This window comes from Leptospira yasudae, assembly GCF_003545925.1.
Lineage (GTDB): Bacteria > Spirochaetota > Leptospiria > Leptospirales > Leptospiraceae > Leptospira > Leptospira yasudae.
The window spans coordinates 532801-545464 of sequence record NZ_QHCU01000004.1; the positions used below are offsets into that span (position 1 = coordinate 532801).

Sequence of the window (12664 nt, forward strand, 5' to 3'; positions counted from 1 at the left end):
GCGATCCTTTCTTTATAAATCGTCCGTTAACGCCCGCAGGACTTTCCGAATCTGAATGCAGAGTTCTTCCACTTCTTCTTCGGTCGTAAACCAACCCGTGGAAATCCGGATCGCACGCAGAGCTTCCTCTTCCGAATAACCCATGGAAAGAAGGGAAGGTGCGGGTTCTCTGGATCTGGATTTACAGGAAGAGCCTGTGGAAACGACAAAACCGGATTCTTCCATTCCCATCATAAAAAAGTCCACGTCGTCCGTGGGCAATAGACAAAAGGAAGTCGTCGAAATCCGGGCCGATTCTTTTCCGATCAAAATACATCCGCATTCTTCCAGAACGGATTCGATCTTTGTCTGAAACCCTTTGAATCGATCCAGCTTTTCTTTTTGTTCGGGAATTCTTCGCTTTAGTACTTCGGAAAGCGCTACTATAGAAGGCGAATTTTCGGTTCCGGCTCTGTGATTGTTCTCCTGATTGCCGCCGTGAAAGATCGCGAATTCCTTTTCGGAAACGAGATCGCTTCGCACCCAAGTTCCCGAGGCGCCCATTCCGGCTCCGATCTTATGACCGGAAAACGTAAATCCGTCGAAAAGTCCGAACGGAATTTCCAGTTTCCCGAAGGATTGCATCAGATCGGAAAACAAAGGAACGGAAAATCGTTTGACAAGAGAGGAAATCGCTTCGATCGGCTGAACGACTCCGGATTCGTTGGCTACGTGCAGAACGAAAATCGGAGCGGCTTCTTCGTTTAACAATGTTTCGAGATGGGTCAGGTCGACGGTTCCATTTTGATTCGAACGTATTTTTCGAAACTGAAATCCGGCAAATTCCAACGCGGAATACATCGAAGAATGTTCTAAAGAAGATACGATCGCGGAACCGGAAAATTTGCCGCGGATCGCCTGCGTCATCAAATGATTCGCTTCCGTTCCCGTGGAAGAAAAGACGAATTCTTTTGCGGGTTTTCCGGTGTAATCCTCCAAGGTCTTTCGAGCGGATTCTATCTTTCCTTGTCTGGCTAAGGAGAATCGGGTCGCACCGGAAGGGTTGTAGAAATCTTCGAGATAATCCTTTTGAACTTCTAAGATCACATCTCCAAACGGGGGATGCGTCGCGTTGTAATCAAAATAACGAATCTTCTTCGACATAAAGTTCGTCCGCTTCTTCGTATCTTCCTTTTTTTCGTAAAACGTATCGGAGAAGTTTTTTTCTGTCTTCTACGAGATCGCTTCTGCCGCTGCCCGTGACTCGATACGCTTTATCGATCGTATAAAGATCCGTTTCGAGTTTCTGCAATTCCAAAAGAGCGGAATCGAGTTGTCCTTTTCGGATTTCTGCGCGGACGATCATCAATCTGGATTCGAATACGGAGCCTTTGTCCAAAAGTTCCGATTTGGAAGCTTCGGTGAAATAAAAGATCGCTTTGTTGAAAAAGAACGGATCGCGTTTGCCGAGTTGGTAATTGAGCATTCCCCGCTTGAGAAGCAATTCATCATATTCGACCGTGCCCGGATCGGAAAAGAACAACAGCTTTTCCAAAATTCCGTCCGCTTCCAAGGGAGAAATCGAGTTGAGACCGGTTCTATAAATTCCGAATGCGAGAAGATTCAGAGCCTTTTTGAAATCGTTCGCGTTCACTTTTAAATTTCGATCCGGATCGATCACGAACGAATTCGATTTGATCTGGGACCAAACGCGCATCTGATTTTGTTTTTCGGTCAATACGTTAGCCGCTTCGTCGTCGCTGCCGCAGGAAAAAAACGATTTCGGTTTTTTCTTTTTCTCCATCGCGACTCGAACCGCTTCTTCCGTGTTTCGAACATAGTCCGCGTAGGCGAGTAAAACCTCTTCCGGTCTGCAGACGGCGAGGGCAGTCTTTTCGATCTTTTTCGGAACGGAAAAATCGGGGCCGGAAAAATTCAAGGCTCTCTTGTAATAGTCGAGCGCTTCCAAAACATTCGGAGAAGCGACCTTCCAATATTCTCCCGGATTAAAACTTCCGGTGATCGGATTTCTGGATTTCGTTTTGGAGGAAATTTTTTTCTCGGAAGATTCTTCCCCCATACCGGCATCCTTAAATCTCCAGATCGATATCGAGTCGGTCCAAGACGGTCTGTACAAAACCGTGTCTCTCTCGCTCAAAGAATAATAATACAAACAAGCTTCCTTCAAGATTTCAAGATCGGGAATTCTTTCCCCTAAATCCTGATAGGCGACTTCCCTTTGAAGAATCGCGTCTCCCTTTTCGATAAATTCTCCGGCGGTTTTGGGATCGTAACCCGGAGGCTGAATCATCAGGGCGAGTTTACTCAATAATTTATATCTGTTCGGAAGAATCCATGCCGCGGCGATCGCCCAAACGAGAATTAAGAGAAAGACATACTTTCGATTTTCCCGAATGTAAGTTAACAAAATGGGAGACTCCTACGCGTTGGAAAATTGATTCGACTCCTGGACGGATCGGTTGCAGAATGAAATTCCGGACCTGCTGAGAGGATGGTTCCTGTTTCGTGGAACATTCTTTTCAAATCTGGCCGATTACCTGAATGAATCAAGCAAATAATACAATCGCTTCCCGACTTCCCGGTTTCCGTTTTCTTTCGTTTTGCGCGCTTCTTCTTTTCTTCACGACCGCCTCGTATGCTCAGGAAGAATGCGAGTATTCCGGTTCCATGGTCGCACCCGAATTCTTTCTTTCGCTCGCGTTTGAAAAACAAACCGACGCCGCAAAGATCCCTTCTCAGGAAAAATCCAGAAAGGCCTACGAAGAATCCGTCGAGCATTACGAAAAATACATTCGTTGTTCGGAAGCTCTGCAGAGAAAGGTTTCTCCGGTTTCGAGAGTCGCCAAGGCCAACGTACATTTTTATCTCGGGCAGTTTGATCGCGCGGAAAAGGAAGCGGACGCCGCGATTCTCGCGGATGCGAACTTCAGGGACGCATATCTTTTAAAGGCGAGAATTCTGATTCGGGTCGGTGAATTCCAGAAATCCAGCGATTATCTTGAAGCGAATCTGAGCCGATTTCCGGACGACTCCGATTTCTTATATCTTTTAGGTTCCCTCAATCAGGAGCTCAAAAATTATCCCAGAGCGATTCTTTATTTAACGTCTCTCAGCGATTCGATCCGCAACCGGGAAGGAAATCCGAAATACAGATCCTTCGTAGACAAATCGCTCGGAGAAATGTATTTCGCGAACGGTCAGAACAAAAAAGCGTTGTACTTTCTGACTTCGTATGTACAGCAGAATCCAAGCGATATCACGGCCCGATTGACTCTTGCCAAGATCTACAACCAGCTCGGTAAATTCTCCTCCGCGAGAAAGGAACTGAATAAGATCCTCAAATCCAAAAAGAATCTTTCCTCGGTGGAACACCTTTTGGCGGAGATGTATTTCATCGAAAGCAAGGCCACCGCATTCGAATATTTTAATATTTTAAACCAGCAATCCAAAATCCCGAAAGGAAGCGTTTTGGAAGGGTTGTATCTCGTTCTTTTGGGGAAATACTCGGACGCGAAGAACATTCTTCAACCCGTAAAGGAAAAACTTCCGGGTCGACTCGCGGTTCGTCTCGGAATGCTGGATATCTACGAAAAGGAGAAGAATTCTTCCTTGTATCGGAAGGAACTTCGAGAAGTCGCGGAACTCGTATTCAATATGCAGCAGTTCGAACTCGCGGAACGAACGGCCAATCGCGCTTTGCTCGTCTCGGATTCCTCTTCGGAATGGGGAGAAGCGGAAATCTATGATTTTCTCGCTTCCTGTCACGAACAGTCCGGTTCGATCTATCGGGCGATTTTGATGTCGCGTAAAGCCGCCGAAAAAGCGCAAAAGGAAGAGGAGAAACTCAAGTTTCAATTGCACCTCGCGTATTTGCTCCGCGCCGAACCTCCCGGAAAGAAGGAGGAAGCCGAAACGATCATTCGAAACGTATTGAAGACGCAGCCGGAAATGTCGTATGCGCGTTATCTGCTCGGGATCGTTTTGGCTTCGAGGGAAAAATACAAAGAAGCATTAGAAGAATTTAATGCTGCGATCGAAACCGATTCGCAAAACGGGGTCTATTATTTTTACAGAGCTTCGGTCCATGAGAAGTTGGAACAACAGGAATCCATGGAAAAGGATCTGAAAAAATCCATCGAAATCGATCCCGGAAATCCGATGGCTTACAACTATCTCGGATATTATCTTTCCGAAAAGGGGATTCGTCTGGAAGAAAGTCTCGCGCTGGTTCAAAAAGCGGTCGAGCTTGCTCCGGACAACGAAGCGTATCAGGACAGTCTCGGTTGGATTTTTTTCAAACTGGGAAACCACGACGAAGCGCTCCTGCATCTGCAACTCGCGTATCAGATTCTCAAGGACAAAGGGGAAGAAGACCCCGTGATTCTGGAACATATCGGCGACGTGTATAAGGAAAAAAGCCAAGGACGAAACGCGACCGCGTATTGGGAAAAAAGCCTCAAACTATTTAAGAAGAAGGAAGACATATCCCGAATTCAGAAAAAACTGCAAAGCGGATCTTCGGAACACTCCGGAATCAAACCCGGAAAATAATCTCGGACAACTCAAGTTATGAAACAGACTCTTTATGCAACAATTCTAATGGTTTCTCTTCTCGCGATCGGATGTACAAGTCCGCAGATCGAAGAGATTTCCTTTCCCGATAAGGGAAATTTAAAATTCCTTTCTTCCAAAAATCCGGAAGCCGCGCGCGTTTTAAAATCGATCCGCGATTTGGAAACGAAGAATTCCTCCTATTCGGGAGAATTCTCCATGCGTGTGGAAAATTTCGTTCCGAAAAAGGAAAGTTTTTCCGCGGACGGAAAGATCTATTACGACAAACCTTCGGGAAAGATGTACATCGAACTTTCCGATCCGTTCTTCGGAATGATCGTTTCCCGCGTTTATACGGACGGGATTTCGATTCATATCAAGACGGCGAACGGAGGACCGCAGGTTCTTCCGATGGGCGATATTCTTTTTAAAGATCCGAGCGGCAAAAAACAATCCACGATTCCGTTTCCGGTTTTGTATTCTTTGCTTTCCAATAACAGTTCTGGACTTGCGGGGAACGATCCTACGTTCGTAAATCTTTCGGAAAAGGCGATTCTCGTCAAAAAACCGGGAGAGGACATTACGTTTTGGATGACGGATTTTGGAATCAGTTCCGTGGAACTTCTTTCCAAAAAAAGCAATCTCAAAGCGATTACGAAGGTGCAGGGAACGATTTCTTTTCCTCCGAAAACTACGATCACGAGAATCGTGGAGCCGAGCACGAATTCGGATCAGAACAAGATCGAAATCAAAATGAAAAAGATCGCCTTGTCCGAAACGATTCCAGCGTCCAAATTTCAGTTTTAAAAAATCAAGATCGAGATTTACAACATTCTTTCCGGATTCAATTTGGAAAAATCCGGAATAAGAACGATGCGTTTTTTAAACGCACGTTCAAACGAATCGAACTACTCTGGATCTAAGGAGCGAAAATGCTTTCCGAAATTAAAAACAATCACGTCCTCGAACTCTACATCGAAACCAACGAGGTCAATTCTCTCAACGGAGAATTCTTCAAAGTCATCTCCGCAAAGTTGGAAGCTGCGGCAAAGGATCCTTCCGTGAAAGCGGTGATCCTCACTTCCAAAAACGAGAAGTTTTTTTCCAACGGTTTCAATCCGGAAATTTTTGTCGGAAAGACGTTAGCGGAGATTCAGGACGTTCTGCGTCTTGCGTTGGACACCGCTTCCAAACTTCTCTTTTTTGAAAAACCTCTGATCTGCGCGATGAACGGACATTCCATGGGTTTGGGCGCGGTTTACGCGATCTTTTGCGATTATAGACTGATGGTGGAAAAGAAAGGAAGACTCGGTTTTCCCGAATCCCAAATCGGAATCAACTTTCCTTCCGTCGCCGGGTTTATGTTGAAAGAAACCGTTGGAATCACAAAAGCACGCGACCTTTTGTATTCCGGAAAAGGACTCAAAGCGGAAGAAGCCCTCGAGATCGGTTTGATCGACGAGGTTGCCGCTTCCTCCGAGGATCTGCTCGTACGCGCGCGCAAATACTGCGATCAATTCAAGGACATGGCGATGGGCTCGGTAACGGGGATCAAAATCGCTCTCCGCGATCCGGTTCGTATGTTCGCGGAACACAATGCGGAACGGGACGTGAAACTTTTATCCGAGGCGGTTTTTTCCGGAAACGGTCAGGAAGGAATGAAGTCCATTCTCGAGAGAAGAAGACCCGTATTTCAGTAAATTCTAATTTACGAATCTACAAAAATGAAAAAGCCGGTTTTTTACGCCGGCTTTTTTGTTTTCAAGATGTGAAAGCGGAAAATCGAATGCCGCGACGATTCAAAGATTTCGATTTTATCTTTCGTTCCTTTCCGGAAATCGCGGGACCGCGGAGTTGCGAAAGAATTCTCCCGAAAGTCGGTGATCGGGCGATCCGAAAATTAAATCTCAGTGAAACACTTTTCCCGGATTTAGAATTTCCTTTTTATCGATTTCTTTTTTGAAAGCGCGAAGTCCGAGTAAGGCCGGTTTGGAGGTCGCTTTTTCATACCAAGCTTTATGATCGAAACCGACTCCGTGGTGATGGGAGATCGGCGCGCCGTTTTGATAGAACGTATCCGAAACCATCCGTTTCATCTTAAACCACTGATCGGCCGGTTTTTTCTCGTCCATCGGGAAAATGATTGTGTAGTAGAGACAAGCGCCTTCGTGATAGCTGTGCGAGATATGACACATCGCGATCGAACCGGGAATCGATTTTTCCAAAGAAGCGATTCCTTCCTTGTGAAGGTGCAGAACCCGATCGTAGGTCGTGGAAGTTTCCATCGTGTCTACACCGAGGCCGTTTTCCATTACATGATTGCGTAAGAAAGGCATGTTGTATCGGGAATGGATCCATTGTTCTCCGAGATGGGTTCCGGCATACAATCCCTTATGTTTTCCGATCAGAGGTTTGATCTTGGAAAAATTCTGAGAAACGTCCTCTTTGGTTCCGTCGAGTCCTAGAAGGATCACGCATTTATCTTCACCGAGATTCTTCCAGCGTAGAACTTGATTTTGAATGACGTTTTTGATCCAGCGGATCGGAGTATTTTTCTTACCGAGAGTGCCTAACGTTTGATACAAACGGGTTTCGTTTTTGTCGGAAAGGCGGATCATGGAAGTCGGAATTTCCCTGTGATTGACTTCTCGGATAAAATCCACCCCGGCGGCAAAGTTCGGGAACACGATTCCGAAATACTTTCTCGTTTCCGGCAGTTTATGAACCTTGATCGTAGCTTCGGTGATGATTCCGAGCAAGCCTTCGCTTCCCGCAAAGATCTGATTCAGGTCAGGTCCCGTGGAAGAGGCGGGTTCACGGAGCGTTTCCACCGTTCCGGAAGGGGTTACGACTTTTAAGCTGGTGAGAATTTCTTCGATTTTGCCGTATCGATTGGATTGTTGTCCGGCGCTTCTCGCGGCGATCCATCCGCCTAACGTTGAATATTCGAAAGACTGAGGAAAATGTCCGAGGGTAAATCCCTTGTCGTTTAACGTTTTTTCGAGTTTGGGTCCGTAAACCCCCGCTTGAAAGGTCGCGAGATAACTTTCTTTGTCCAAGGACAAAAGAGAATCCATTCTAGTCGTATCCAAGGAAAGAACCGCTTTTTGTCCTTTTCCTTTCACCACTTCCAAACCGCCGACCACGGAGGAACCTCCACCGAAAGGGATCACTGTGATGTTGTTTTTACTGCAGTATTCCAAAATTTTTGCGATCTCGGATTCTTTGCTTGGATAAATAACTCCGTCTACGAAAGTTTTGAGCGTGTTGAACGAAAGTCGAAGAACGTCGTAATAGCTTCTTCCCGCGGAATGAAGAACTCTTTCTCTTCGTTCGGTGGAGAAATGTTTGCTTCCGCAGATTTTCCCAAGTTCGCGGATTTGAGCGGGACTCAAAGAGGATTTCGGAAGAGTGATTTCTTCCAGTGCGACCGGAGGGGTTTTTCGAATCTCGGAGATCTTGAATTCGTCTGCGAGAAAGGCGAGGATTTCCTGCATTTGACCGACTCTGAAAAAGTCTTGTCCGTAGGCTCCCCATGCGTTCCATCTCAAGTTATCCCTTGAATAGTCTATCTTTGAATTGAGTTCCGTATAAAACATCGTTCTAAAATCTCCGAATGATTCTTAAAAATAAAACTGTCCGAATCGCCAAGCATGCAGATTCGATCGGAATTCGCAACAGAATTCCGATCGCTTCGTTAAGAAGAGATCAGCTTTTGCAATTCCAAAACTCTTTCGTTGTTCGGTTCCAGTTCGGCCGCTCTTTCGATCAAATACTTGGCTCGGGAGCGATTGCCCTGAAGCCGATAGATATCCGCGAGATGAATTAAATTTTTGACATGATTCGGAAAACGAAGCCGGAATCGTTCGCTCGATTCTTCCGCTTTTTTCAAAAGATCAGAGTTCTTAGTTTTGGAATATTCCCGTTTTGCCAAAAGGGAAGAATACAAAAGAAGTTCATGATCCACCGGGTCCAGATACAGGGCGCGATTTGCGTTTTCCAAGGCGCCTCCGATATCTCCCGATTTTTCCAACAGTCTCGCGAGGAGTTTGAGTTCTTCGGGGGAATCGGAAATTTCGTTCTCGGAATTTTCATATTCTTTCAACGCACCCGCAAAGTCTTTGGAAAGAGCCGCTCTTTTTGCACGGGAGAATCGATCGCCGGTTCCCGATTTGAACGTTTTCCCGTTGTATTCGATGGATAAAAGACTGTAGTCGTCCGAAAAACTTCCCACGGATAAAAGTAGATTTTCGATTTCCGACAATTCTCCCTTTGCTTCTTCCACTCTGCGCAAGAATTCCGTTTCGTCTTCGTTGATCTTTCTTTTCCCATCCGCGGATTCGTCCAGGATCAGATCGTCTTTTCCGTCCGAACCGCAGAAAATCCGATCTCCCGGTTTCATTTGAAAGAGCCGCACGTAAACTTGCGCGTTGATTCCGCCCACGCCGAGTTTATAAAAGTGAGTTTCGGGATCGATAAACGAAGCTTTTCCGTCTCTGAAAAGAATCAGCCAAGGATGTTCTATATTCAAATAGTATAATGTTCCCGTCTCTTCTTCCACAAGGCCTAATACCGCCGAAACGAGCATGCTTCCGTCGAAGGTTTCGAAAACCTTTTGAAGATCGGTAAAACAATCCTTGAGCCATCGTTCCGGTGAACGGTCCGCCGAATCGGGATCCATTTTGGAACGTATGATAACCGAGTTATAAACCGCGCCCAAAACGAGCGCTCCTCCCGCCCCTTGGATGGATTTTCCCATCGCGTCTCCGTTGATAAACGCTTTGAACTTCTTTCCTTGAAGAGTGAGATCATAGGCGCTGAGATAATCTCCGCCGAGCTCGTATTCCTTTTCGCGAAACATGAATTTCTTATATTGATTGAGAGCGAAGTCGATTTTGACGGGACCGTTTTCCGTCTTCTTTGCGATCAAAGGATCGAGAAGAAGAGAAGTAAGAAAATAATCTCCGTCTTGTTTTTCCTTTAAGTTTTGGATCTGCTCCATATTCTCCGAGATTTCACGATTCTTTTCCAATATCTTAAAATGACTGATGAAGTTGGAAAAGCGATATCGTTCTACTATGAAACCGCTGAATGCCGCGAGGACGTAACTGATCGCAAGATTCTGCATCGAATACGACGCTTGGTCTGTGGAAAGATTCGGATGGTAGATGAGAACGCCGCAGAGAAAGGCGGCGATCGAAAGCGCGTAAACGGAAAATAAAAATTTCCGGGGAAAGGGCATGAATACTATGGACATGACCACGATCTGTAAACCGGAAACGTAATTCGGATCATCCGCGATTCTTCCCGTAAAAAAGGCCGTCGCATTCAAAATATAAAGAAAAAGAATGTAGGCCCATTCTAATCCTTTCCCGCGAATTTTGGTACCGAAAAAACGATCGATGACAAGTGCCACGAGAAAAAAAAGACTAAGAAGAGTAAGGCCGATTCGGAAATAAAATAGTTCCGGGAATTCGGGATGAAGCTTGCGATCGGTGTCTAACGCGAACCCGAGCCAAACGAATATCCCGATGATGGAACCCGGGTAATGAAGAAATCGAGCCTGTCTATGGAGATCATCCATATATTCTTTCTCGTGTCGAATTCGATCTTCATTGATGTCAAATATGAGGCGCAGGTATCGTTTGAAAGAATTAGGCAAACTCATCGTAGCTCAAATCTTTTCAGAATTACTTTTTTTTCAATCAGAGTTTTCGATTTTAGAATCCAAGAAGTCGAATTATAAAATTATTGATTTTGCACAACCGATATAAGAGCATTGACCCTGCCATATTTTTATGAAAAAGAATCGCCATGCCAATAAATAAAAAATTGCCGAGTGTGACCCCAAGAATGAACCGAAGTTCAGAATCGACCGTCTACGACCTGTTAGTGATTGGAGGCGGAATTACGGGGGCACAGGTCCTCTGGGATTCCACGTTACGAGGCATGAAATCGATACTTTTAGAAAAAAACGATTACGCTTCCGGAACAAGTCAGGCGACATCGAAGATGATTCACGGCGGCTTGCGGTATCTCAAGAATTTCGAACTAGGGCTCGTGCGTGAATCTCTTCGCGAAAGAGCGACCCTCGCCAGAATCACTCCGCAAGCGGTTCAATCCATGGGGTTTTTGGTGCCGATCTATTCGAATACGGAAAGATTGGTTTTAAAAGCCGGTATGGAGATGTACAACGTGCTTTCCTACGATCGGAATACGAATCTATCTCAGGATCGTTTGATTCCCAAATACAGCTTTCTCTCGAGAGAACAAACGATCTTAGAATCTCCCACAGTGGATCGGGAAAATCTGAAAGGTTCTTATCTTTACTATGATTATTTGAATTTGAATCCGGAACGACATACCTGCGAATTTATCTTTTCCGCGCGGGAAAGAGGGGCGGAAGCGAAGAATTATACCGAAGCGATTCAGATCGTCCGTTCCAGCGATTCTACGTATACTGTGATCGCGAAGGATAAAATTTCGGGTAAGGAAATTTCTTTTCGGGCAAAGACCGTCGTAAACGCGGCAGGACCTTGGGCCGATTTTGTGGAATCCCTTGCGGGAGCGGAGATCGAAAAACATCTGATTCGTTCCAAAGGAATTCACGTCGTTACGAGAAAAATCTGCGGAGACAAAGTCTTTGTAACCAAGAAGAAGGACGGAACCCATTTGTTCGTCATTCCCTGGAGAAACAAAACCATCATTGGAACGACCGATACGGAGTATCCCGATAATCCAGATCGATTTCGAGTCACTAAAAAAGACATCGAAGAATTGTTAAACGAAGTCAACTATACGTACGGTTATACGGACCTAACGTTGGAAGACGTGGATTTTTATTACGGCGGATTAAGACCCTTGGTGGAAGATCCGGGCGAAACCAAATCCACATACAACGCGTCCCGTAAAACGGAAATTTTCGATCACAAAGAATCCGGCTTTCCGGGCTTTTTCACGGCGATGGGAGGAAAATATACCACGAGTCGTGCGGTAGGAGAAGCCGTCGTGAATAAGGTCGCGGAATATCTTCCCGGTACGTTCCGTGCCTGCGAAACGGCAACGGTCCCTCCTGCGACCGGAAATTATTCGGACCTTTCCACGCTCATCAACGAACTTGGAATCAAATTCCCGAAATTAAAAGGAGAATTGATCGAGAACATCGCGTTTCGATACGGTTCGCAAGCCGTGCAGATATTGGAAAAAAGTTCGGCCAAAGAAGAATTCTATACCTTGCAAAACGGGGAAAAGTTCTTTGAAAGCGAATTGCGCTTTATCGCGAAACGGGAAGACATTCGTTTTGCGACCGATTTCTTTTTCCGAAGATCCGGTGTGGGCGTTCCCGGATTACCGGAAGAAAAAGAAACGTCGAAAATCGTCCGTTCTCTCGGAAAACACTTGGGCTGGAACGCGAGCCGTGTTTCCAAAGAGATCAAATCGGTCGAAGAACGTTATAAAATTTATTGAAGTTTTAAAACGTAAACGAATTGGAAAGAAGGATGGACATGAAGTCCTTGATGATCTCGGAAGTGTCCGAAAGACTAATCGCCTCTCCATCCACGATTCTTTGAACCACCGTACCCAAAATCACGCTGATTAAAATCCGGTTGAGAGTCGGATTCGTAACACCTAAGTGTTTCGTGATAATGTTGACGTATTCCTTCATCGCGTCCGCAATCAGAGTTTTTTCCTCTTCGTGATTTTTCAAACGGGAAACGTCGCAGATGATATATAAAAGATTTTGAAAGTATGATTCTCTCGCTTGAATCATTTGAAAAAGGGATTCCACTCTGGATTCGAGCGTTTGTCCGGGATTTCCTTTGGAATACAGTTGTAATTCTTCGATGTCCTTGCTGAGGACGAACTTTACCAATTCCTTAAATATATCCTCTTTGGTTGCGAAGTAGTGATATAAGGTTCCGGTGGAAACGTCGAGTTCGGTCGCGATCTCTCTCATCGAAACCGCGGAGTATCCTCTTCGCGCGAGAATATCCACGCACTTGGATAGGATCTCCACTTTATATTTTTCATGATTCACTATCTTGGGCATCGGGACTTCCTCAGGTTCATATATTTATTTACGGTCGACTCGTATTCCGTGATGTTGAAACCG

9 protein-coding genes are annotated in these 12664 nt (G+C 45.5%); 4 read left to right on the top strand and 5 right to left on the bottom strand.

Annotation, left to right across the window (positions count from 1 at the left end; genetic code table 11):
- Nucleotides 1–12 precede the first annotated feature (12 nt).
- Nucleotides 13–1143 (bottom strand): cysteine desulfurase family protein, encoded by a 1131-nt coding sequence (locus tag DLM76_RS14095; protein ID WP_118965562.1) that lies wholly within the window; start codon nucleotides 1141–1143, stop codon nucleotides 13–15.
- Nucleotides 1118–2407, bottom strand: coding sequence for a hypothetical protein (locus tag DLM76_RS14100; protein WP_118965563.1), 1290 nt, complete (start codon nucleotides 2405–2407; stop codon nucleotides 1118–1120). The genes DLM76_RS14095 and DLM76_RS14100 overlap by 26 nt, the downstream gene beginning before the upstream one ends.
- A 134-nt stretch (nucleotides 2408–2541) precedes the next feature.
- On the opposite strand from DLM76_RS14100, the gene DLM76_RS14105 reads away from it, so the two are divergent.
- The 3 genes from DLM76_RS14105 (at nucleotide 2542) to DLM76_RS14115 (ending at nucleotide 6251) form a co-directional block, all read left to right on the top strand.
- Nucleotides 2542–4551, top strand: coding sequence for a tetratricopeptide repeat protein (locus DLM76_RS14105; RefSeq protein WP_118965564.1), 2010 nt, complete (start codon nucleotides 2542–2544; stop codon nucleotides 4549–4551).
- Nucleotides 4552–4569: 18 nt separating this feature from the next.
- Nucleotides 4570–5358, top strand: coding sequence for a LolA family protein (locus DLM76_RS14110; RefSeq protein ID WP_118965565.1), 789 nt, complete (start codon nucleotides 4570–4572; stop codon nucleotides 5356–5358).
- Nucleotides 5359–5483: 125 nt separating this feature from the next.
- Nucleotides 5484–6251 (top strand): enoyl-CoA hydratase/isomerase family protein, encoded by a 768-nt coding sequence (locus DLM76_RS14115; RefSeq protein ID WP_118965566.1) that lies wholly within the window; start codon nucleotides 5484–5486, stop codon nucleotides 6249–6251.
- A gap of 207 nt (nucleotides 6252–6458) precedes the next feature.
- Here DLM76_RS14115 and DLM76_RS14120 read toward each other — a convergent pair whose 3' ends face one another.
- Nucleotides 6459–8150: an FAD-binding oxidoreductase gene (locus tag DLM76_RS14120; protein WP_118955692.1), complete on the bottom strand. Its 1692-nt coding sequence runs from the start codon at nucleotides 8148–8150 to the stop codon at nucleotides 6459–6461.
- A gap of 98 nt (nucleotides 8151–8248) precedes the next feature.
- A complete protein-coding gene (locus DLM76_RS14125) occupies nucleotides 8249–10219 on the bottom strand; it encodes a PP2C family protein-serine/threonine phosphatase (protein WP_118955691.1) in 1971 nt (656 codons plus the stop codon).
- Nucleotides 10220–10365: 146 nt separating this feature from the next.
- Between DLM76_RS14125 and DLM76_RS14130 the strand changes: the two genes are divergently transcribed.
- A complete protein-coding gene (locus tag DLM76_RS14130) occupies nucleotides 10366–12018 on the top strand; it encodes a glycerol-3-phosphate dehydrogenase/oxidase (protein WP_118965567.1) in 1653 nt (550 codons plus the stop codon).
- A 4-nt stretch (nucleotides 12019–12022) separates the two neighbouring features.
- Here DLM76_RS14130 and DLM76_RS14135 read toward each other — a convergent pair whose 3' ends face one another.
- Nucleotides 12023–12601: a TetR/AcrR family transcriptional regulator gene (locus tag DLM76_RS14135; protein WP_118955689.1), complete on the bottom strand. Its 579-nt coding sequence runs from the start codon at nucleotides 12599–12601 to the stop codon at nucleotides 12023–12025.
- Nucleotides 12602–12664 lie beyond the last annotated feature (63 nt).

Bases quoted from the DNA above. Each gene is read 5' to 3' on its own strand.
- DLM76_RS14130 (WP_118965567.1), top strand. From the start codon at position 10,366: ATGCCAATAAATAAAAAATTGCCGAGTGTGACCCCAAGAATGAACCGA.
- DLM76_RS14095 (WP_118965562.1), bottom strand. From the start codon at position 1,143: ATGTCGAAGAAGATTCGTTATTTTGATTACAACGCGACGCATCCCCCG.
- DLM76_RS14110 (WP_118965565.1), top strand. From the start codon at position 4,570: ATGAAACAGACTCTTTATGCAACAATTCTAATGGTTTCTCTTCTCGCG.
- DLM76_RS14105 (WP_118965564.1), top strand. From the start codon at position 2,542: ATGAATCAAGCAAATAATACAATCGCTTCCCGACTTCCCGGTTTCCGT.
- DLM76_RS14115 (WP_118965566.1), top strand. From the start codon at position 5,484: ATGCTTTCCGAAATTAAAAACAATCACGTCCTCGAACTCTACATCGAA.
- DLM76_RS14120 (WP_118955692.1), bottom strand. From the start codon at position 8,150: ATGTTTTATACGGAACTCAATTCAAAGATAGACTATTCAAGGGATAAC.
- DLM76_RS14135 (WP_118955689.1), bottom strand. From the start codon at position 12,601: ATGCCCAAGATAGTGAATCATGAAAAATATAAAGTGGAGATCCTATCC.
- DLM76_RS14125 (WP_118955691.1), bottom strand. From the start codon at position 10,219: ATGAGTTTGCCTAATTCTTTCAAACGATACCTGCGCCTCATATTTGAC.